17 protein-coding genes are annotated in these 22,456 nt (G+C 53.3%); 11 read left to right on the top strand and 6 right to left on the bottom strand.

The genetic code is table 11. The annotated features are described in order from the left end of the window. Positions 1 to 23 precede the first annotated feature (23 nt). Entirely contained in the window at positions 24 to 842 is an 819-nt protein-coding gene (locus tag ABE456_RS04555; RefSeq protein WP_049276796.1) for an SDR family oxidoreductase, read from the bottom strand. Between the two features lie 143 nt (positions 843 to 985). Between ABE456_RS04555 and iolG the strand changes: the two genes are divergently transcribed. The 4 genes from iolG (at position 986) to ABE456_RS04535 (ending at position 6,122) form a co-directional block, all read left to right on the top strand. Further along, positions 986 to 1,993 (top strand): inositol 2-dehydrogenase, encoded by a 1,008-nt coding sequence (gene iolG / locus ABE456_RS04550; protein ID WP_049276797.1) that lies wholly within the window; start codon positions 986 to 988, stop codon positions 1,991 to 1,993. A 511-nt stretch (positions 1,994 to 2,504) separates the two neighbouring features. Continuing rightward, positions 2,505 to 3,557 carry a sugar ABC transporter substrate-binding protein gene (locus ABE456_RS04545; RefSeq protein ID WP_049276798.1) on the top strand — a complete coding sequence of 351 codons (1,053 nt, stop codon included), beginning with the start codon at positions 2,505 to 2,507 and terminating at the stop codon, positions 3,555 to 3,557. Positions 3,558 to 3,579: 22 nt separating this feature from the next. Next, the gene (locus ABE456_RS04540) at positions 3,580 to 5,079 is read left to right on the top strand and encodes a sugar ABC transporter ATP-binding protein (RefSeq protein WP_152906073.1); all 1,500 of its coding nucleotides are present in this window, start codon (positions 3,580 to 3,582) and stop codon (positions 5,077 to 5,079) included. 98 nt (positions 5,080 to 5,177) lie between these two features. Then, positions 5,178 to 6,122 carry an ABC transporter permease gene (locus ABE456_RS04535; RefSeq protein WP_049276801.1) on the top strand — a complete coding sequence of 315 codons (945 nt, stop codon included), beginning with the start codon at positions 5,178 to 5,180 and terminating at the stop codon, positions 6,120 to 6,122. Positions 6,123 to 6,743: 621 nt separating this feature from the next. On the opposite strand, the gene ABE456_RS04530 is transcribed toward ABE456_RS04535, so the two are convergent. The 4 genes from ABE456_RS04530 to ABE456_RS04515 all read right to left on the bottom strand — a co-directional run bounded on the left by ABE456_RS04530 (position 6,744) and on the right by ABE456_RS04515 (position 11,295). Next, complete coding sequence (locus tag ABE456_RS04530; RefSeq protein WP_049276804.1) at positions 6,744 to 7,613, bottom strand: MurR/RpiR family transcriptional regulator; 870 nt, start codon at positions 7,611 to 7,613, stop codon at positions 6,744 to 6,746. A gap of 320 nt (positions 7,614 to 7,933) precedes the next feature. After that, the gene (locus tag ABE456_RS04525; protein ID WP_049276805.1) at positions 7,934 to 8,923 is read right to left on the bottom strand and encodes a hydroxyacid dehydrogenase; all 990 of its coding nucleotides are present in this window, start codon (positions 8,921 to 8,923) and stop codon (positions 7,934 to 7,936) included. Then, entirely contained in the window at positions 8,923 to 9,735 is an 813-nt protein-coding gene (locus ABE456_RS04520) for an aldolase/citrate lyase family protein (protein ID WP_346642898.1), read from the bottom strand. The genes ABE456_RS04525 and ABE456_RS04520 overlap by 1 nt, the downstream gene beginning before the upstream one ends. 12 nt (positions 9,736 to 9,747) lie before the next feature. Further along, a complete protein-coding gene (locus tag ABE456_RS04515; protein WP_204373685.1) occupies positions 9,748 to 11,295 on the bottom strand; it encodes an NAD-dependent succinate-semialdehyde dehydrogenase in 1,548 nt (515 codons plus the stop codon). A 143-nt stretch (positions 11,296 to 11,438) separates the two neighbouring features. On the opposite strand from ABE456_RS04515, the gene iolD reads away from it, so the two are divergent. The 3 genes from iolD to ABE456_RS04500 all read left to right on the top strand — a co-directional run bounded on the left by iolD (position 11,439) and on the right by ABE456_RS04500 (position 15,840). Then, positions 11,439 to 13,310, top strand: a complete 1,872-nt coding sequence (gene iolD / locus ABE456_RS04510; RefSeq protein ID WP_049276809.1) for a 3D-(3,5/4)-trihydroxycyclohexane-1,2-dione acylhydrolase (decyclizing) — start codon at positions 11,439 to 11,441, stop codon at positions 13,308 to 13,310. A 2-nt stretch (positions 13,311 to 13,312) separates the two neighbouring features. After that, on the top strand, positions 13,313 to 14,206 hold the full coding sequence (iolE, locus tag ABE456_RS04505) for a myo-inosose-2 dehydratase (RefSeq protein ID WP_049276818.1): 894 nt from the start codon (positions 13,313 to 13,315) through the stop codon (positions 14,204 to 14,206). Positions 14,207 to 14,478: 272 nt separating this feature from the next. Continuing rightward, a complete protein-coding gene (locus ABE456_RS04500; RefSeq protein WP_346642897.1) occupies positions 14,479 to 15,840 on the top strand; it encodes a carbohydrate porin in 1,362 nt (453 codons plus the stop codon). Between the two features lie 61 nt (positions 15,841 to 15,901). Here ABE456_RS04500 and ABE456_RS04495 read toward each other — a convergent pair whose 3' ends face one another. Further along, positions 15,902 to 16,840, bottom strand: coding sequence for a LysR family transcriptional regulator (locus tag ABE456_RS04495; protein ID WP_049276812.1), 939 nt, complete (start codon positions 16,838 to 16,840; stop codon positions 15,902 to 15,904). Between the two features lie 142 nt (positions 16,841 to 16,982). Between ABE456_RS04495 and ABE456_RS04490 the strand changes: the two genes are divergently transcribed. From ABE456_RS04490 to ABE456_RS04475, 4 genes are all read left to right on the top strand, one after another. Then, the gene (locus ABE456_RS04490; RefSeq protein ID WP_049276814.1) at positions 16,983 to 18,482 is read left to right on the top strand and encodes a CoA-acylating methylmalonate-semialdehyde dehydrogenase; all 1,500 of its coding nucleotides are present in this window, start codon (positions 16,983 to 16,985) and stop codon (positions 18,480 to 18,482) included. Positions 18,483 to 18,631: 149 nt separating this feature from the next. After that, positions 18,632 to 19,882: a sugar MFS transporter gene (locus ABE456_RS04485; protein ID WP_049276816.1), complete on the top strand. Its 1,251-nt coding sequence runs from the start codon at positions 18,632 to 18,634 to the stop codon at positions 19,880 to 19,882. 306 nt (positions 19,883 to 20,188) lie between these two features. Continuing rightward, a complete protein-coding gene (locus tag ABE456_RS04480; protein ID WP_080983727.1) occupies positions 20,189 to 21,193 on the top strand; it encodes a LacI family DNA-binding transcriptional regulator in 1,005 nt (334 codons plus the stop codon). Positions 21,194 to 21,333: 140 nt separating this feature from the next. Continuing rightward, a complete protein-coding gene (locus ABE456_RS04475) occupies positions 21,334 to 22,455 on the top strand; it encodes a Re/Si-specific NAD(P)(+) transhydrogenase subunit alpha (protein WP_346642896.1) in 1,122 nt (373 codons plus the stop codon). Position 22,456: the final 1 nt, after the last annotated feature.

Raw genomic sequence — 22,456 nt, 5'->3', positions numbered from 1 at the left:
AGGAGTCGCACCTTTCTACAGAGTTAAAGGCTCAGTTTGGACTCAGGGGTGGGCGGGGAGAACTGATAGGCACCCCAGATCGACTGGTCGAAATTGATGACAGAGCCGGTCATCATGCCCGATTCGTCCGAGGCCAGGAATGCTACTGCTTTGGCAACCTCTTCTGGAGCGAGGAGGCGACCAAACGGTTGAGCGGCGGCAGCCTTTTCCAGCCAGTTTTCTTCTGCGCCATGGTATTCGCGCTGGATGCGATCTTCACCGTCGGATGCCATCCATCCAATGTTCAGCTGGTTGACGCGGATTCTGTTGCGCATTGCCGCAAAGGCAGTGTTCCGGGTGAGAGTCGCCAGTGCTCCCTTGGAAGCGCAGTACGGGGAGATGAAGGGCTGTCCGGCCAGTGCGGAGGTTGAACCGATATTGATGATTGAGCCTTCCACACCATCGCGAATCATCCGGCGGATCGACTCCTGCATCAGGAAGAATGGTGCACGTGTGTTGATCGCAAACATACGATCGAATAGCTCCTCATCTGTGGTGAGGATGTCGCCCCGATCAGTCAGTCCTGCAGCGTTGACCAGGATGTCGACGCGGCCGAACTCGTCATCTGCGGCTTCTACTACAGCACGGCAGTCAGCAACCTTCCCGAGGTCGGCCTGTACAAAGCGAACCTGGCAGCCAGTCGCTTCGTGGATTTTGCGCGAAACCGCTTCACCTTTCTCAGTGCCTCGGCCGCAGATCACGATGCCTGCTGCACCTTCCTTAGCCAAATTCATGGCGACAGCGGCGCCAAGCCCCTGAGTACCACCGGTCACTACTGCGATTTTGCCTTCGAACCGTTTCATCAAAAAGCCCTCTTCTTGCAATGGAAATTGCGATTTTTGTCGGCATGGAATTTATATTGACAACCGCCCAAGGATGCAACATATTTCGCTGCAACCAAGAACAAAAAAACGATGCAGAGATGCATCCCAGCAGGAGAGTACCTATGCTTCGCATTGCTGTTTTGGGCTGTGGCCGTATCGGCCAAATGCATGCCGACAACGTCGCTAAACACCCACGTGCTCAGCTCGTCGCTGTGTACGACGTGCACCGCCCGTCAGCTGAAAAGGTAGCCCTTGCTCAAGGGGTACCAGCGGCTGCCACTGCAGAGGAGATCTTCTCTTCTGATCAGGTTGATGCTGTTTTGATCGCGACGGCGACCCCCACCCACGCGGACTACATCGAGCAGGCGATTGCTGCTGGTAAAGCAGTCCTGTGTGAGAAGCCAATCGATCTGAGTCTGGAGCGTGTCAACGCTTGCGCGGCTAAGATCGGTGACACCAAGCTCCCTATTCAAATCGGCTTCAACCGTCGATACGATCCAGGCCACAGCGCAGCTCGTGACGCGATGCTTAACGGTGAGATCGGTGATCTGCATCAAGTCATCATCACTTCTCGCGATCCAGCGCTGCCACCACGAGCCTACTTGGAGGCTGCCGGCGGTCTGTTCCGTGATATGACAATTCACGATTTTGACCTGGCGCGCTTCATGCTGGGTGAGGAGCCGACAGAAGTTTTTGCCTTGGCGGACGCACTGATCGACCCTGCACTCGGTGCCGAGTTGAACGAAGTCGACACCGCTATGTTCATCCTCCGTACCGACTCGGGTAAGCAGTGCATCATCAATAACTCGCGGGCAGCAGTTTATGGCTACGACCAGCGTGTTGAGTTGATGGGTAACAAAGGCATGCTCATCTCCGACAACCGTAAGCCGCACGAGCTGCGTCGTTACACCAGCACTACCGTCGAGACTGGCCAGCCGTATCAGTTCTTCTTCCTAGAGCGCTACAACGAGGCGTTCATGGCAGAGATTGATGGCTTCGTCGATTGTGTTGAGAAGGGCGCCAAGCCTCTTGCGAGTTTTGAAGACGGTCGTCAGGCGCTCCGCCTCGCCGAAGCTGCCTACATCTCTATGCGCGAACGCCGTTTGGTTCGGGTACATGAGGTTGACTGATTAAATCTCCAAAATAGTGTCCAAGGGGAAGTTGCATTGTCCACCTGTCGGGATAGTGCAACGACCTCCTCTCAGTCACAACTTTGTCCGAAACGATAGCAGCACTTTGAGTATAAGTTCCACGTCACTCAATTAGGCTAGCTTCAAATAAAAATAAGGAGTAGGCAAATGGGCAGCATCAATCTGACGAAATCATCTTCTGATGAATCATCCCGTCCTCTCGATCTTGGTACCCTCCAGGGGCGATCCTCTGGTATCAGGCTTGCTCGAAAATTTGATTGGTTGGCGCTTCTCTTGCTTACCGGTCAGGGAATGAAGCCGGGTACCTACGTACACGTCCCATTAAATTAACAGACCAAGGCCTAACATCACAAAGCCGCGAGTGTGCAGGCTGCTAAGCCATGTACCACCGTTGGTAACTGTTTTCATCTAAAGCAAAGCGCTTTTGTGCTAAGGATAGGTGCATGCCAATCCATAGCTGTTCCGTTAATAAAAATAAAGAGTGGGATATATGAAAATCGCCAGTTATAAAAAACAGTTTAATTGTTTGACTCTCGCAAGTGCCGTGCTTGTCTCTGTGGCCGCAGGTTCAGTCTTAGCGGGTGATGCTCAAGAGGTACGGGTTGGATTCACACCAAAATTTCTGAAAGATGACTTTCAAACGCTGATGCTGGATCTTTCCAAAAAAGCGTTTAAAGCCAAGGGTTTCACTCTGTTGGGTGCTCCTGATCCGAATGGTGATGTAGCGGCCCAGGTAGATGCTCTCCAAAACCTTATCGCGAATGGAGCGAATGCCATCGTATTCGCTCCGATCGATGCAGCGGGTATTGTACCTGTTGTGAGGCAGGCTAATACTCAGAATGTAATGGTCTTTTCCATCGATGATGTCCCGTCGGGTGGGAAGGTGACGTCGTCAATTCGTGCTGATAACGTTGACGCCGGTTCGCAGGCTGCTACAGAGATGGTTAGTCGCTTGCAGAAAAATTCCTGCTGGCAGAAGAAAAGTTGTGCCGTCCTAGAGCTGCAGGGCGGGCTGACTACTCCGAACGGTCTTGATCGTTCAAAGGGGTTCTCGGAAAAATTAAGGGAACTTGGGCCTGATGTGAAGTTGATCCAGCGCCCCACTGACTGGACTGCCGACATGGCAGCTGATGCCGCACAGAACGTCATTACTCAGGTTCCAGCGCTTAATGGCATTTTTATGGCCTCTGAACTGATGGCCACGGCTGTAAATGCCCAGGTCAGTGCTTCCGGAAGAGGTGCCCCAGTCGGTGATCCAGAATCGATCATTCGCATTGCCATTGATGGAACGCCACAAGGGCTTCAACTGATTAGAAACAAAGCTCTAGATGCGACCATTTCTCAGCCTTTGAATGCGTATGCGACGAAGACCGCTGAGCTGATTGAATTGGTCTCCAAAGGTGGAAAAATCGAGCTAGGCCCCCGCGAGGATGGTCAAGTTGTTGAGACGCCTGTAGGGCCTCAGTATCAGCTAAAAGCTACCCTGGTTACTTCTGATAACGTCGACTCTCCGACGTTATGGGCCAACATGCTCGCTAAGTAAACCGCTACTGAGGCTTAATATCGTGGAACTGAGCACTAATAATTCCTCGCGTCCGATAGTCGAAATGCGGAACATTACAAAGACCTTCGGCTCAACTCGTGCTTTACGAGGTATCGATTTTACCGTCATGCGCGGTGAGGTTCACGCACTACTGGGGCGAAATGGCGCCGGCAAAAGTACTCTTGTCTCGACAATGAGCGGTTTTACCCCGGCAGACACCGGTACGATCCAAGTTGCTGAAACTAAAGTCACCGCGAATGGCCAGTGCTACTCAGCTAGTATACGGAAGGCAATTGGTCATGTTCAACAAACTCCTCAGCTCTTTAACTTGCTGTCGGTGGCTGAGAATCTGTTTTTAGAAAATCCGGTGGTTCGTGGAAGGTTTGGCTTGGTCAGCCAGGAACGAACTATCAAACTTGCGAAGGAATTGCTCAGCAGTTGGAATATTGATATTCGCGCAGATGCGCTTGTGGCTGAGCTCGATGCCGGAACGCGCCAGCTCCTGGAGATCATTAAGGCTCTCAGTCGTGGCGTGCCAGTGATGATCCTCGATGAGCCCACAGCTGCACTCAGTAATGCAGAAAAACGGATTCTTTTTGAGCATGTGAGGGCACTGAAGTCGCAGGGTGTATCTTTTATTTACATTTCGCATCATTTAGATGAAATATTCGAAATTGCCGACACCGTAACTATTCTTCGAGACGGACAGGTAGTTAGGGCGAGAGAGCCAGTCGCTGGGCTGGATGTTGAAAGTATTGCTGATCTTATGATGGGCAAGAAGACGGTGCGTAGTACCCGTGAAGATCATGTGAAGTCGCATATGCCATCTTTACTAGAAGCCAAGCAAATTCGGATAGATCAGCGTGCCACTCACGATATTAACTTTGAGGTCAAGGCTGGTGAGATCGTAGCCCTTGCCGGCCCTGTAGGTGGTGGCAAAGAAGCTCTTGCTATGATTCTGGCGGGCCAACAGATTCCGGCGAGTGGCAAGGTTTTGTCCCCTCGAGGTGGAATGCCAACAATCGGCCTGGTTCCGACGGACAGACATCTCAGCGGCTACGTAGGGTTGCTGGGTGTCCGCGAGAACGTGGTGGTAGGGGGGCTGGACATCTTATCCAATCGATTTGGGTTCATCGATCGGAATAAAGAAGCTGCCCATGTTGGACAACTGGCTCAGCAAACACACGTTGTTGCTTCTTCGCTCGAGCAGCCAGTAAGTCAGTTGAGTGGTGGTAATCAGCAGAAAGTGGTGTTCGCCAGAGCTTTGTGCAGAAACCCTGAAGTCATCATCGCCATGAGTCCGACGCGAGGTGTGGATGTAGGTGCAAAAGAGCAGCTATATGCATTGCTACGCAATCTGGCTAAAGAAGGCTTAGGCGTAATTATTGTATCAGATGAAGAAGACGAGGTCGCGCAGCTTGCCAATCGTGTCGTGATTGTGTTTGAAGGGCAAGTGATGGATGAGTTGAGCGGCGATTACACTATCAAAGATTTGGTTTTGCGGATGGAAGGTGTGATATGAGCACAGACATGGTTAGCCAATCGGATTCTACCAAGACGACTGCACATCGTTCTAAGTGGGCGTCTTTCGGAAGCTCATTTGTATCTGATGGATACACGATGTATCCAGTGATCCTGTTGCTGGTGATTGTAGGCGCCGTTGTCGCTCCTAGATTTGCGACCGCAACCAATTTGGTAAACATTCTGGAGCAGATTAGCGTTCTTGGTCTTACTACAATCGGTCTGACCTTTGTGGTGCTGATTGGGCGTCTTGACCTGTCACTCGAGGGTGTAGTCGGCTTCGCTCCGATGGTCGCAGCTGTCGCGCTAGTACCTGCCGCAATGGGTGGTTTGGGCCTTGAGTTGCCGGGTTGGACTGGACTGTTCGTTGCCCTTGGCATTGCTGGGCTTATCGGTTGGTTCAATGGCTTTATGGTGGTGAAAGTAGGATTGAATCCTTTCATCTCAACCTTGGGTCTGCTGGTTTTGCTACGAGGAGGGGTTTTGATCATTTCGAACGGCCGTTCGATCTACTCACCAGGTAAAGAGTTTACTTTCCTTGGCGCAGAGAAAATCGCTGGTGTACCGTTGTCAGTGGTCGTATTCATTATCGTCGCAACCGTTGTAGGCCTGATCTTTAAATACCACCGCTATGGCCGTGCGTTGTATGCGATTGGTGGCAACGAAGAGGCTGCTCGTGCTGCCGGGATCAATGTTGATAAGGTGATCTGGTCTGCCTTCGTGTTTGCGGCTCTGCTTGGTGGCTTGGCTGGTGTCCTCATGACCGGTCGTTTGGACTCGGCAGTCACCACGCAGGGTCAAGGGATTATCTTCTCCGCGTTCGCGGCGGCGGTGATCGGCGGCGTGAGCCTCGGCGGTGGACGTGGAACCATCGTCGGCGTGGTGAGCGGAGTATTGCTTATCGGGGTGATTAATAACCTCCTTACGCTTGCCCAAGTTCCCTCCTTCTATGTTCAGGCTTCGACTGGCGCGGTAATCATCATCGCAGCGATTCTGACTACACTGGCAAGCCGCCGCTCCTCCGGAGTTAAAACCCGAACCTGATTTATCGAATGGCTTGCAAATATTGCGCACCCCTGCCAGGAGTTTTTGGTAGGGGTTTTTTTTGGACTTATAAGGAGCGTCTTATCTGAATCGACTGCTAAAGAAGTCTCTGTGCAGAACTGATTTAAGAGTGCTTGGAGCATTTGCTGCGGCGTCAGTTGTAGCAGTCAGACTGCAGCGAGACTCGCGGTTAGTTAGTGCGAATATCAAGGGGAAGAGCTAAAACCTCGGTTAGCCAATCTTGCTGCCTGTAGCCGCTAGTTAGGGAACCCTAAAGCAGCGCTGATGACGGTTCGTCCTTTCGACTATCCTCCATCCTGCTGACGCTTGGAATAGGATGGCCTATGAATTCGGTTGGCTGGCCATGGCTAGCACTTCAGGCTCTAGTTGCTTAGGACGAGTGATGACTCTGGCCCATGATTTCTAGTGACATCATGGGATCGTTCGTTGTACCTGAAAAGGTATTGCTAACGTCCTCTCAGCAGATAATGGATATTTCCAATTGCGGGGGAGCAGTTCATCAGATGGGCGACGTCGTGGCCATCAATCAGGCAGGGAATGGGCGAGAGAAGGGGCGGAGGGAAAGACTGCGCCAGGCCGAGTAAGGCCTGGCACGCACAATCAAGCGTTCGTCACAGTTGGAATCCGTGGTTCTGGAGCTTTCTGAAGACGGGAGGCAACAGCGATCGTAAGAGCCTGCACCAGGCACATAGGCGCAGCGAGCGAGCGTGAGAAAGTATAATCATGCTCAGGAACTGAGAACAATACGGAAGCTGTTTTAGCTATTGGTGACAGCGTACTGTCCGAAATTGCCACGATCGGTACCCCGGCAGCCTTTGCCTCCTCTGCGACATTCACTACCTCTGTTGCGTAGAAGCGGAACGAGACTGCGATGAGCAAGTCTTCTTTTCGCATCGTTCTAGCAATGTGTGTCGCAAGGCCCCCCCCTGCATCCAATAACGAGCAGCGCTTGCCTAGCATGGTTAGTACATATCTGAGCAAGTCGACAACTGGTGAGGATCTAAGCTGGCCTATCAAATAAATGGTATCAGCTTTCTCAATCAGGTCGACGGCTTTCGACAAGTCCTCAGGGCTAGTGCGCTCGAGCATATCTTGTAGTGAGGCCATGTCCCTCAAAACCAGCTCGTGTAGGAAGCCAAATTCAGATGTGTCTTGGCGATTTTGTAGTTCGCTGCTTAGGACTCTGAGCCTTGCTTCGAAGCCTGGTGCTGCTGTCTCCAAGCGGCGCTGAAATAACGTCTGCAGCTCTTTGAAGCCCTTATAACCAAGTGCTTGAGCGAAACGTACAAAGTTTGATGCATGAATCTTGCAGCGTTCAGCAATAGTGTTAACCGACTGAACTGCAACCTCATTTGGGTTCTGTGTGAGGTAGACTGAGATGAGCTGATAGGTTTTACTCATGTGCTCATGGCGCTCATGGATTACTCGAATGAGCTCTTCGTAGTCTTTGGGTGGATCCAAGTCTTGCATATTGGCTTGCTCACTAGGTCGCGGTATCTAGGCTGGGAGAATCAAGCTCAGTTCACTGAGTAGCGCTTGAGCGATGCCCGTTTCGCTATTCATGCAACCTGGTGCGTCGATCGCCTGTAAAAATTTTTATCGTTAGAGCGGTTACGGTGCTTCCGCGCCAGATCGAAATTACCAGTTTCGGTTCGATCCAAGCGGCGGTCAGCATCGACTGCTGGTGCTCCAAAACCATTGCGCTGCCAGGTATTTCCTCAGCTCGGCTGCAATTTCTTTCATCAGATTAAGTGAAAGAGGCTCCTAGAGGGAGCCTCGTTCAGATCTGTTTAGCCTAACACCTGTTGCTTTGTCGGCTCTAGGCATTCCCGGTTTACCACCAGGGTCGGATCGACGGTGCCTGAGAGGAAATCCATTGCGTTGTTGATCGACGCAATGGCCATGCGCTCACCGCACTCTGCAGTTAAGCCGGCGATGTGCGGCGACAAGACTACGTTTTGGTGACTGAATAGCGGTATCCGCTTGCTAGGGGGCTCCTCATCAAATACGTCCACACCAGCTGCCCCAACATGGCCAGAGGTGAGAGCCTCGGCCAGAGCTCGTTCACACACCACTCCGCCTCGGGCTGTATTGGCAATGATCACCCCCGGCTTCATGAGCGAAAACTCTTTGGCTCCCAGAATAGGGCGATCGCCGCGTGGCGTATGGACTGAGATAAAATCAGCCCAGACAAGTCCCTCTTCCAGGGAGACCGGCGTAACCGCTCCCTCTGGCCACCCAGCTTTTTCTAGATACGGGTCGAATGCTTTAACTCGCATTTCAAAGCCCGAAGCCATGCGGGCCAAGTGGCGGCCGATTCTGCCGTAGCCGAGGATCAGCAGATTCTTGCGAGAGATTTCCTGCTGCTCCAATCCGTTCCGCCACCCCCACTCGCCGATTTGCCGAACAGAGCGATCAGCCAGCATGGTGCGCTTTGCTGCAGCCAGCATCTGAGTGATGGCATGCTCAGCCACAGAAATAGAGTTGACGTCGCCGACGATCGTCAACCCAATCCCCCTTGCATTAAGCGCCTGAAGGTCAACAGAGTCATAGCCCACGCCGTGTCGAGACACCACTTTCAGCTTCTTTGCTTTCGCAATAGTTGCGGCCGACAGCGGCTGGGTTCTGATGATCAAAGCATCAGCTTCGGAGATCAGGTGCTCGTAGGAAGCCTCAGACACCTCCTCAACATAATCGACTTCAACCCCACGGCTCTCATAATCTTTGAGGAGCGCTACACCAGAGGGATGGAGTTTTCCTGCAACTAATAGACGAGGCATTAGTATCCCTCCTTCGAAGCTTTTTGCTCGGTTGCCCCGGCAGTCAGATTGCGCCAGGTTGATACGGATTGCGCCGAAGCTGCCGCTAGCAGACGGGTGTCACCGGACACGGTCGTCATGTCGAAACCCCATTCAATTGCTCGGGCGGCGTATTCCGCTGTTCCGCAATGCAACGCAGCTTTCTTGCCATTGCGTTTGCATGCATCGAGGATCGTCTTGATGGCGGCGATAACCTCCGGCTCTTCACGATCAAACGCAGGGGTCAGTTCCCCTTTTGAAAGTGAGAAGGCGAGGTCAGCAGGGCCGACGTAGATTCCGTCTAACCCTGGCGTGGATGCGATTTCTTCCAGGTTCGCCATTGCTTCAGCGGTTTCAATCATCGCGAAAGCGAGGATTTCGTCGTTAGCTTCTGCCGCGTAATTGGCGCCGGCTGGATAGGCGGCTCGCGTAGGGCCAAAGCTGCGTTCGCCCAATGGGGGGTATCGCATGAAGCGTACGAACTGTTCTGCCTGCTCGCGGGTGTTGATCATGGGACAGATGATCCCGTAAGCGCCGGCATCGAGGACTTTCATGATCCAGCTCGGATCCAGCCATGGGACGCGGGCCATTATCACGGCATCCGATGCCCTCATTGCTTGGAACATACCAAGCACGTCTTTGTAGTCCACTGCGCCATGCTGAATATCAATTGAGATGGCGTCGTAGCCCTGTGCCGCCATGATTTCAGCACTGAAACTGCACGGCATGGAGAGCCAGCCATGAAGTACTGGCCGACCTTCAGCCCAGATTTGGCGCAAGTTATTCTTTTTCATATGAGGCCTCTCTTAGAAGACGATTTGAGCAAGCTTGGTGTCCAGGAAGTCATCAATCCCCTCTGAACCGCCCTCTCGCCCCATGCCCGACCAGTTGGTGCCGCCAAAAGGCGCTTCTGCTGCAGCCAGCGCAAAGCTGTTGATCCCAACCATACCGGCCTTCAGTGCAGCCACTGTGCGCCGAGCGCGATCAGGGGATTTCGTAAACGCGTATGCAGCCAGGCCCATGTTTGAGGCATTGGCCCGGGTCAACACTTCTTCTTCGGTGGTAAAGCGGGTAATGGCAGCAACCGGCCCAAAGTTCTCATCCGCGAAGACTTTCATGTCATCGCGCACGTTCACGAGCACCGTGGGTTCGAAAAAGAAGCCGCGTTCTAGATTGGCTGGGCGTTTACCGCCGAGAGCTACAGTGGCTCCCTCTGCAACGGCGGCAGCGACGATCGATTCGATCTCATCCAGGCGGTTTCGGTTGATGAGAGGCCCCATGGTCGATTCGGAGTTGAGGCCATCCCCAAGCTTGATCCTCGCTGCACGAGCCACAAAGCCTTCTACAAATGCCTCGTAAAGGCTGTCGTGAACGAAGATTCTGTCAGCGGTTACGCAGACCTGCCCGCAGTTGGCGAATTTGGCTGCGACAGTCATATCTAGGGCGCTTTCAAGGTCAGCATCGTCGTAGATGATCAACGGCGCATTTCCACCCAGTTCCATCGATACCTTCTTAACGGTCTCGGCGGAGTCACGAATCATTTGCTGCCCAATGCGGGTTGACCCTGTCAACGACACCTTGCGCACTCGGGTGTCATCCATGATCGGTGCGTAGGTATTTGAAGTTGATCCGACCAGTAGGTTGACTGCACCTGCTGGTAGGCCACCCGCTCGCAGGCAGTCGACCATCACCATTGCCACACCCGGTGTTTGGGAGGACGGGCGAAGTACTACGGAGCATCCAGCAGCCAGCGCGGGCGCGAGCTTTCGAGCGGGCAGTGCGGCAGGAAAATTCCAAGCTGTGAACGCACCTACGATGCCTACAGGTTCCCGCGTAATCTCAAACCGGCCACCGGGTACGCGGCTCTCTACGACACGTCCGTAGATGCGGCGAGCCTCCTCGGCGTACCAGCGGAACTGCTCAGTAGCCAAAACCCATTCACGTGCTGCCTGAGCCAGTGGTTTGCCAGTCTCCAGCGTAATAACTTGCGCAGCCTCGTCACTGCGGCTGGCCATCTCGTTGGCGACTTTATGCAGTGCCTCGGCTCGCGCGAAGCCGCCCATTTCTCGCATCGGCGATAGCGCAGCGTAAGCGGCATCCAGAGCCAACTTGGTTTCGTTGATGGTCGCCATTGGCACCTGGCCGAGCGGCTGCTCAGTAACAGGTGAAATGACCTCGGCTGAGTTGGTGCCGGAGACCCAGAGCCCGTTGATGAAAAGTCCGTATTGTTCGTACATATTTTTATTCGACTTCGCTGGTTTCGATGGTGTGTTCCTCGTCGAGGAACCCCTCTTGCTACCGGTAGTGATCAGGTGCCTGGCCTTTGGAGCTGGGTAGATGATCACGCTCTCCATGCGTCTTGAGGCTCGTCATAGGCAGCAACCGAGCATTCGCGCTTTTCGCTTGAAGATACGATTGCAATATTCGTTGCGAAATGCTCATATTGTCAATATGTGTTCCAATAACAACAAACGCAGGGCTCACCGGAGGAATTCAAATGACCCGCAAAACTGTGCGCTTGACCACTGCCCAGGCCTTGGTGCGCTACCTCTGCAACCAGTACACCGAGATCGAGGGGCAGAGGGTTCCGCTGTTCGCGGGCTTGTTCGGCATCTTTGGTCACGGCAACGTGACATGCCTGTCGGAGGCGCTGGAAACGGTTCAGGATCAGCTGCCTACTTGGCGTGGGCAGAATGAGCAGTCGATGGCGCTCGCAGCTATCGGATTTGCCAAAGCCAAACGTCGCCGCCAGATCATGGTGGCTGCTACGTCAATTGGCCCTGGCGCATTGAACATGGTCACGGCTGCAGGCGTTGCTATGGCGAACCGTTTGCCAGTTCTGCTGCTTGCAGGCGATACCTTTGCTAGCCGTTTGCCGGATCCAGTGCTTCAGCAAGTTGAGCATTTCGGTGATCCGTCGCTCACTGCCAATGACGCGTTCAAGTCGGTCGTTCGCTACTGGGATCGGATCGTGCTGCCTGAGCAGATCCTGCAATCGCTTCCGCAAGCGATTTCAGCAATGCTTGATCCAGGAAATTGCGGCCCAGCCTTCATCGGGCTAGCGCAAGACACTCAGGAAATCGCCTACGACTACCCAGAAGTCTTCTTTGAACCAACGGTTTGGAAGATTCCTCGTCCTCGCCCTGATCGTGAGTCGATCGCTGTCGCAGCAGAAATTCTGAAGAAAGCTAAGCGCCCTCTCATCATCTCTGGTGGCGGTGTGCGTTACTCGCTGGCAGAGGAAGCGCTGGCCGAATTTGCGCATAAGCGTGGTATTCCGGTGGTGGAAACGATTGCCGGTAAAGGTGGGCTTACCCATGAGCATCCGGTGCATGCGGGCCCGATCGGAATCGTCGGTTCTACTTCAGCAAACTCGTTGGCTAAAGACGCCGATGTGATTTTGGCCATCGGTACCCGTCTGCAAGATTTCACCACCGGTTCCTGGACGGCTTTCTCCGAGGATGCACAATTCATCTCCATCAATGCCGCTCGCTACGACGCGATCAAGCACCGCTCGCATGCAGTAATCGGTGACGCCTTGGAAGGTATTGGCGATCTCGATGAGGCATTGGGTGGGTATCGAGCAGATGGAGCTCTCATGGAAGAGGCCCAGGCACTCTTCTCCGAGTGGAATGCGCTTCTCGACCAATATCAACGCGTTTCGGATGCGCCAGTACCATCCTACGCTCAGGTAGTTGGTGTGCTGAACAAAGTAGCGGGCCCAGGAGATACGCTGATCTCGGCAGCAGGTGGTACGCCGGGCGAAGTCACCAAAGGCTGGCGAGTGAAAAACCCTCACACGTTTGACTGCGAATTTGGCTTTTCTTGCATGGGTTACGAAATCGCAGCTGGCTGGGGGTGCGCTATGGCGCAAGAGGGCCCAGGTGGTGTAGGCGGTACACCAATTGTAATGATCGGGGATGGTACCTACATGATGATGAACTCCGACATCTATTCTGCCGCATTGACCGGTCACAAGATGATCGTGATCGTCTGTGACAACGGTGGCTACGCCGTGATCAACCGGCTGCAGCAGGCGAAGGGCGTTCCGGGCTTCAACAACCTGTTGGCGGACTGCCGTATTCAGAACCGCGAGGATCCGCTGCACGTCGATTTCGTCAAGCATGCAGAGTCTATGGGAGCTAAGGCCCGTCATGTAGATGACCTGGCTGGCCTGGAAGAGGCTATGAAGTGGGCCCAGCATAACGAGGGTGTGACCCTGATCTCCATCGTATCCGATGCGTGGAAATGGGTGCCTGGCGATGCGGATTGGGATGTCGGTGTCCCAGAGATTTCGTCGTTTGAAAGTGTCCGGGCTGCACGTGCCGCTCAGGAAAAAATCCGCAAAGCTCAACGACTGGGTGTTTGAAAATGAAAGCCAGACTTGGAATTGCTCCGATCGCTTGGTGGAACGACGATCTCGAAGAACTCTCGGATGATGTCAGCCTCGATGAATGCTTGCGCCAAGCATCCTTAGCAGGTTTCACGGGCATGGAAACAGGGCGTCGTTTCCCGATGAACATGGCCGAACTGGGGCCGGTGCTTTCGCGGCACGGCATCTCTGTTTGTGGTGGGTGGTTCTCCGGGTTGCTCCTGGATGGTGATATCGAGGCGGAGAAAGATCGGATCTCGCAACAGCTCGAGTTTTTCGTAGCCGCTGAGGCGCCGTGCCTGGTTTATGGTGAGACAGCTCGATCGATTCAAGGGGTAAGGTCTGCCCCTTTGTCTTCCAAGCCTACGATTACTGAGGCTGAGATGGAGGCCTATGGACGTAAAGTGTCCGATTTCTCCGCTTGGTGCTCGAAGCACGGTATGCCGTTGGCGTATCACCACCATATGGGGGCTGTTGTCGAGACTGAATCAGAGCTCGACAGCTTCATGAAGCATTCCTCGATTCCTCTCCTTTTCGATGCTGGTCATATGTCCTTCGCCGGCGGTGATCTGATGCGAGTAATCGAAAACCATCACGCTCGAATCTTGCACGTCCATACCAAGGATATTCGAGGTTCGGTCGTCGATGGTTTGAACCGCTCGCGAGAGAGCTTCCTGGATGCAGTAATGAAGGGGGCCTTCACCGTTCCTGGCGACGGTAGTCTGAATTTCGAGGCCATCGTCAAAGCTCTGGCTGCCAAAGGCTATCAAGGCTGGTTTGTCGTTGAGGCCGAACAAGATCCTCGCACCAATCCGCCGCTTGATATGGCAATTAAAGGACATGCGGAATTGCTGCGGGTTATGGCCGCTGCTGGCTACGAAGTGGCTAAATAATTATCAGGTAATACTTCATGCTGTGAAGGTTCGAGGCAGTCGCACCAGTCCGAGCCTGGTGCGACTGGCGAGGGTTTCGCTTGGATATTCGTCAGTGTTGATTTTTGACGGTTCTGAGATTTGAAATCTTTACAGTGAGAAGCGTGACATAGTTTTTAATGCACCTGACTTTCTTTGGTTGCCCTGCTCTGGTGGGGCGATGCCAAGGGGCGTTTCATTCAAATGATTCGATCTCGTAAAGTGTAAAAATAAAAACAATAGGAGTGCTATCTATGTTGTGTTCTGCTTTTAAGCGGGCGCCGGCTGTACGCCCGGGCTTTAACTTGGCCGTTCTTGGCCTTGCTGCGGTAGTGTCGCAGCACGCCTCTGCTGTAGAAGACTTCGACGCTTCTAACTACGCGTTAGGAGATTGGGGTGGTCTTCGCAAAGATTTGTACGATAAGGGTTACGATTTCACCATTGAATACGTAGGCGAGGCGGCCTCCAACCTCAGTGGCGGATACAACACAGATACCACTGCACGCTATGCTGATCAGCTTGCTTTAGGGACTAAGCTCGACCTGAGCAAAATAGCAGGCTGGGACGACGCTATTTTTCAGATCACTGTGACCGAGCGAAGCGGGCGAAATCTGTCAAATGATCGTATCAGTGATCCTAGGGCAGGAATGCTGAGCACGCCCCAAGAGGTCTACGGTAGGGGGCAGACCTGGCGGATGACTCAGATGTGGCTTAGCAAAGGTTTTCTCGACGATACCCTTAACGTTAAATTCGGTCGCTTTGGTGAAGGTGAAGACTTTAACTCCTTCCCCTGCCAGTTTCAGAATAACGCTTTCTGCGGCCCTCAAATGGCGAACTGGGCCGGTGATGTTTGGTTTAACTGGCCTGTGAGTCAATGGGGGATGCGTGTTAAATATAACCTGACTCCATCATTCTTCGCACAAGTAGGTGCATTTGAGGTGAACCCTAGTTACCTGGAAACGGGTAATGGTTTCAAGCTGAGTGGTAGTGGTGCGAAAGGGATGCTGCTGCCCGCAGAACTGGTATGGTCTCCAAAGGTTGCAGGGTTACCTGGTGAGTATCGAATCGGCTACTTCTACAGCTCCGCGAAATCTCAGGATGTTTACGAGGGCGAGAATGGCCAGCCTCAGGCTTTGAGCGGTGGCGACTTCAAGTCGCATGGTTCCAAGCACGGCTCGTGGTTTGTTGCGCAACAGCAACTGACAACGCGTTCGGGTAGTCCTGATCGTGGGTTGAGTGTTTTCTTCAATGCCACTGTTATGGATGGCGCTACAAGCTTGGTGGATAACTTCGTTCAGCTGGGCTTCACCTATAAGGGGATGTTTGATTCTCGACCAAACGATGATTTTGGTATTGGTATCGCGAGGATCCATGTCAATGATGACGTTGCACGTCATGCCAAGCTGGTGAATCAGGTGTCCGGGATCGATGATTACGATAATCCTGCGTTCATGCCTGTTCGTGACACAGAGTATGACGCAGAGATTCATTATGGATTCGCTGTCACCAATTGGCTGACTGTAAGGCCGAACCTGCAGTACATCGCGCATCCAGGCGGAGTCAGTGAGATTGATGACGCATTCGTGGCCGGTTTGAAATTCATTACCAAGTTTTAAGGTGAATTTGACCTAGGCGTAGATGCCCACTCTTGAGTGGGCATTTGACGGGGCTGGGAGGTTACCGGAATCCAGTCGCTAAGGATTCCCTCAAAAAACTGACAAGCGTTGTGACGGAGCGAGGTACATGAGGAGAGTAGGGGCGTATGAGGTGGATCTCGTCTGCGAAAACCCCTTTCAGCTTCCAGTCAGGAAGCACTGGAACTAGCTGACCCTGTGCAATAGCTGAGACCGCACTGAAGTCAGGGAGGAGCGCAATTCCCACATGATTCAGCGCCGCATCACGTAGGGATTCACTGTTGTTGGTAGCGAAGGTACCAGAAATGGGCACCGTGAGGCGTTGAGGTTCGGTCTGTCCCCGTTTGGAGCGTTCAAACGTCCAAGCGGCCTGTTCGGTGTTACGGGGGTAGTAGAGGCAGTTGTGCGAGGTTAGGTCAGTTGGCTGTGCTGGGGTTCCATAGAGTTTCAGATACTCCAGGGATGCCACCAGCATTGATTTGGTATCGCACAGTTTCCAGGCAACGTGCGTCTCTGGCACCTGGAAGCTGTGCCTCACCGCCAGATCGTATCCCTCGGCTGCTATGGAGCTAAGCGAATCACTGACATCCAACTGAATACGAACGTCGGGATACAACTGGAGGAATTTTGATATGTGATGGATGAGTTGCTGTCGGGCGAATGCAACCGGAGCTGTTATGCGAATCAGCCCCCTTATGCCGCCTACCGAATCCTTCAAAGACGAAAAGCTCCGAGCGATCTGATCGTAGGCTGAACGGACTTCGCGGGTGAGTGATAGGCCAGCATCAGTAAGGCGAACGCTGCGGGTGGTTCGTATAACCAGTTGTGTGCCGGAGGCTTTTTCGAGCTCGGCAATACGCTGGCTGACTGCTGACTTGCTCACACCGAGGCGCACGGCAGCTGCTGTGTAGGTGCCTTGTTCATCAAGCACCGACAGCCAGTGAATGTGTGACCAGAGCCCTTCAATCTCAGATTTTTCCATGATGTTATTGTTCAAAAATACGGACAATGAGTTCTTTATATTGGTCTAGATTCGAACAAATTCAAAGCCTATTGTGTTTTTCAAAGCTGGTTTGCCGGGACAACCGATGAGCAACCAGCTGATCTAGCGGAGGATTAGGGCTGTGCAAAATACTATCGAGCATTACATTAACGATGAGCGGGTTTCTCGTGACGATCGTTACCAAGATGTCTACAACCCGGCCACAGGTGAGGTCACCGGTCGGGTGGCTTTGGCCAGTGCAGGTACAGTTTCGGAGGCGGTAGCTGCCGCGAAGGTCGCATTTACCTCCTGGAGTGAAACGCCCCCCATCCGCCGCGCTCGCGTTCTATTCCGCTATCTGCATCTGCTGCAGGAGCGCAAAGACGACCTGGCTCGCATCATCACCGCTGAGCACGGTAAGGTATTTACCGATGCTCAAGGCGAAGTTGAGCGCGGCATCGACATCCTCGAGTTTGCCTGTGGCATACCTAATCTGTTGACTGGTGATCACTCGGATCAAGTCTCCCGAGGGATGGACAACTGGACTCTCCGCCAACCTTTGGGCGTCGTTGCAGGCGTTACCCCATTCAATTTCCCTGTCATGGTTCCGATGTGGATGTACCCGGTTGCCATTGCCGCGGGCAACACGTTCATCCTGAAGCCTAGTCCGACTGACCCAACGGCCTCGCTGTTCATGGCAGACCTGCTGCGGGAAGCAGGTCTGCCGAAAGGCGTATTTAACGTTATCCAGGGCGATAAGGAATCTGTTGATGCCTTGATTGAGCATCCTGATGTCAAGGCGGTCAGCTTCGTCGGCTCAACGCCGATCGCTCAGAACATTTATGAGGCAGGCGCGCGCAACGGTAAGCGAGTGCAGGGTTTGGGCGGCGCCAAAAACCACATGGTTGTTATGCCTGATGCAGACATCGATCGTACAGTGGACGCGTTGATTGGGGCAGCATATGGTAGTGCTGGCGAGCGGTGCATGGCGATTTCGGTGGCGGTACTCGTCGGTGATGTAGCCGACAAAGTGGTCACTGCGCTGGCTGCAAGGGCGCGAGAATTGCGCATCACCGATGGTCGTGATCTAAAGGCTGAGATGGGGCCTATTGTGAGTCGCGCTGCGTTGGAGCGTATCACTGGTTACATCCAGCAAGGCCAGGAAGCCGGTGCTCATTTGCTTGTGGATGGTCGAGATTTCACTCCTCAAGAAGCAGAGTTGCGTGATGGTTTCTGGCTGGGCGCTACTCTGTTCGACCATGTCACGCCTGACATGAGCATTTATCGTGAGGAAATCTTTGGCCCGGTTCTGGCCTGTGTCCGTGTTCGGGATTTTGCAGAGGCGCTGAAGCTGGTGAACGATCACGAATTTGGCAACGGGGTCAGTTGCTTCACCAGAGACGGGAACGTCGCCCGTGAGTTTGGACGCAGGGTTGAGGTTGGAATGGTGGGGATCAACGTACCTATTCCTGTGCCCATGGCATGGCATGGCTTCGGCGGTTGGAAAAAGAGCTTATTCGGCGACATGCATGCCTATGGATCTGAAGGCGTTCGCTTCTACACCAAGCAAAAGTCGATCATGCAGCGCTGGCCGGAGAGTATCGAGAAAGGCGCTGAGTTCACAATGCCCGTATCCAAATAGCATGCGGTAAACACCAATACGGCATCGTAGTCCGACCATTGCTGGAAATTTCAGCAATGGCGGTCTCGATGGTTTTGGTTCGGTGAAGCGGCAGATTCAGCTGCTAAGTTAGTACTGAACGACGAATAAAACAGATAAAGGTTCCGGTCATGTCAACTTCTACTGATTCATTTAAAATAAGTTCTTCTGCCTATGCCCGGCGACCAGTTGCCACAAATCAGCTGGCCTTCGTCCTTATCACAACTTTGTTTTTTATGTGGGGTCTCTCGCACGGACTGTTAGATGTTTTGAATAAGCACTTTCAGGATTCCCTTGGGATCTCTCATGCTCAATCGGCATTGATTCAAACAGCATATTTCAGTGCTTATTTTTTTGTTGCTCTTCCTGTCGGGGTCTTGATTGAACGCTGTGGCTATCGAGCCGGAATTCTCTCAGGCCTCGCACTGTTCGCTATAGGGTCGTTACTGTTCTTGCCTGCATCATGGGGTAATAGCTTATTGCCATTTTTAGTTGCGCTCTTTGTGCTGGCAAGTGGTCTCGCCTGCTTGGAAACTGCCGCGAATCTGTATGCGGCAACTTTAGGCGATCCCGCCAAGGCTGAACAGCGGCTGACCTTTGCACAATCCTTCAATGGCCTTGGCGCATTTATCGGCCCTATCATCGGCGGGTCAGTTTTTTTTCTGCCAAAATTCGAAGTTGGTGGTAGTTCGGTTGAGCCTGTCTCCCTTACCTATGTCGCCCTGGCGGCAGTAGTTGTCCTTATGATGGTGGTTTTTGCACGCATTCGGCTTCCAGAAGCAAATCTGGAGGCGAACGCTGACAGCACCTGTGATGGCAGTGTGAGTATATGGCGCAAAAGTAATTTTCGTGGAGCCCTGATCGCACAGTTTTGTTTTGTGGGGTGCTACGTAGGTGTTGGTGCTTTTTTCATCAACTATGCTTTAGATCACTGGCCGGAGATGACGCCTCGTAACGCGGCCTATTTCTTGTCTGGGGGCATGCTTGCGTATATGGTTGGGCGGTTTTCCGGAACTTGGATCATGCGGTACGTCTCTGCCAGGTACCTTCTTATTTTCAATGCCACAATGGCAAGTTTGTTGTGCGCTGTAGCTGTAATAGGTATTCCTAAAGTTTCTGTGATTGCAGTGGCAGGTATTTACTTGTTTATGTCTACGTTGTACCCGACGATTTTTGCCATGGGTGTTCGTGGCATGGGTAAACAAACCAAGCGCGCTGGATCAATTTTGGTGATGACTTTAGTGGGTGGTGCGATCTTGCCATTGATCATGGGCGCACTGGGGGATAGCTATGGCACCGAGGTCGCCTTTTCTGTCCCCATGGTGTGCTTCATGGTTATCTCTCTCTACGGCTTAAGCCAGCGCCCTAAAAAGATCTCATGATGATTTGAGTGATGGAATCTGCGTTTGAGGTCTTCGAGTTGAGCGAGGTCACGAGCATGGCTTTGAAAGTGAAAATACGACATTTTCTGACCGTTCCGGGTTTCGTGCTCCGCATCAAAGCCTTCTTTACGTATATGGACAAATGCTTAGCGCGCCAGCCTTTGATAGGCTGGCCTGGTGACTCCATGCGATTTAACTCAGCGGATGATCGCGTCTGATATGATGCCGCCTGGCAAACGGAGCCGTCGCGGTTCGTCCCCATCCGTGTGGCGGCATCCTCAGGCAGAGCAATAGCAACGAGTAGATATGACAAAGCGCTTCAGTACCCTCGACGATGTGGCAAAGGCGGTCGGTATGTCCAGAGCACAGGTGTCCCGTGCATTGCGCGGTGATCCAGGCGTGCATCCTGACACGCGTAAGCTAATAGACAAGGCCGCTGCTGAGCTTGAATATCAGCCTAATCTGGCTGCGCGGAGCTTGGTTTCTGCAAAGTCGTCGATTGTTGGAGTAGTTCTGGGAGACCCTGATAACCCGTTTCATATTCAATTGGCCCGGGCTGTAGATCGACGCTTAATGGCGGAGGGGTTCGACCCTGTAGCGTCCCTTCGTGAAATTGTTGATGATTCCGCTGACGCTGAGGCTGACCGTTGGCTTAGGCTGCGAGCAGCAGGATTGATTCTCATCGCTACCCCTAGAAACCCAAGTGCGGTAGGTAAAATTGCTCAGAAGTTACCGTGTATTTATATAGGTAGCAAAAAGATTGACCATCCTCGCGTAAGTGAGATCGTGGTTGACGATGAATCTGGCATTCGAAAAGCCATCAAGCATTTAGTGTCGTTGGGGCACTCGGACATAGCTTTACTTGCTGGTGATACAGAGTCGTCCGCTAATGAGCGTGCTCAAGCCTACATAAAGGTGATGTCCGAGGAGCGCCTCGAGCCGATCATAATTCGCGGTGAGCATAATTCCGTTTTTGGACGAAATGGTATTGATACTCTTTTCAAAAGTGCATATCGTCCTACTGCAATTGTTGCATCGAATGATTTGATCGCAGTGGGTGCGCTTGATCGCTTGAAAGGTATGGGTGTCAATGTTCCTGGTGATGTATCAGTTGTAGGATTTGACGATATCCCAGATGCTTCGAATCAGCTATTTTCTTTGACAACATTGAGACAAGATGTAGATGAACAAGCCGTCTCGGCTGTCGCGTGCCTTAAAAAGATGTTGAGGAACGAAGGAGCAGTTGGGGAGCGGTTAAGCATGCCCGTGTCTCTGATCATTAGATCGTCCACCGCTGCACCGCGCTCTTAGCGGAAAGCCGAGAAACACTATTCCGTCTAGCTCATAGGAGATTAGGTGGAATGTTTTTGCATTCGAATGAGAGCGCTCTCATCTTGAAGGTTTGTTAGACCGCTGTAGGTAGTCAATTAATTTCAGAAGGGGGAAGTGCCTTGCTTATCGGGGTTGTGAAGGAGACATCAGCTGGTGAAACGAGAGTTTCTGCTACGCCTGAAACCATTAAGAAATTGATAGGTCAAGGCCATCAAATCATCGTCCAACGGGGGGCGGGGCTCAACGCCAGCATTCCGGACAGTGCCTATGAGGCCGTGGGCGCTTCCCTTGGGAGCGCAGCCGATGCCTACGGCGCCCAATTGGTACTCAAGGTGGTCGCCCCCAACGACCAGGAGCTGGCCCTGATCAACAGTGGCAGCCTACTGGCGGGCATGCTCAACCCCTTCAACAGCGAGCTGATCGGCAAGATGGCCGAACGCGGCATCACCGCTTTCGCCCTGGAAGCCGCGCCACGCACCTCGCGGGCGCAAAGCCTGGACGTGCTGTCGTCGCAGGCCAACATCGCCGGTTACAAGGCCGTGCTACTGGCTGCCCATTACTACCCACGCTTCATGCCCATGCTGATGACCGCCGCCGGTACCGTGAAGGCCGCGCGCGTGCTGATCCTGGGGGCGGGTGTTGCCGGCCTGCAGGCCATCGCCACCGCCAAACGCCTGGGTGCAGTGATCGAAGCGTCCGACGTACGCCCGGCCGTGAAGGAGCAGATCGAGTCGCTGGGTGCCAAGTTCATCGACGTGCCTTACGAGACCGATGAGGAACGTGAGTGCGCAGAAGGCGTCGGCGGTTACGCGCGCCCCATGCCCGCCAGCTGGATGCACCGCCAGGCCCAGGCGGTGCACGAGCGCGCCAGGCAAGCGGATATCGTCATCACCACGGCGCTGATCCCAGGCCGCAAGGCACCCACGCTGCTCAGCGCCGAAACCGTTGCGCAGATGAAGCCCGGCTCGGTGGTGATCGACCTCGCAGCAGCCCAGGGTGGCAACTGCCCGCTCACCGTTGCTGACCAGGTGGTAAAGGAAAACGGCGTGACGATCGTCGGCCCGACCAACCTGCCGGCCCAGCTGGGTGCCGATGCTTCGGCGCTGTATGCGCGCAACCTGCTGGACTTCATGAAGCTGCTGTTCGACAAAGACGGCGCGCTGGTCATCAACCTCGAAGACGACATCGTCGCGGCCTGCCTCATGTGCCGTGATGGTCAAGTCGTCCGCAAGAACGGCTAAG

Source organism: Pseudomonas sp. TWI929, assembly GCF_039673335.1.
Taxonomy (GTDB): domain Bacteria; phylum Pseudomonadota; class Gammaproteobacteria; order Pseudomonadales; family Pseudomonadaceae; genus Aquipseudomonas.
This window is presented reverse-complemented; position numbering and strand designations above follow the sequence as displayed.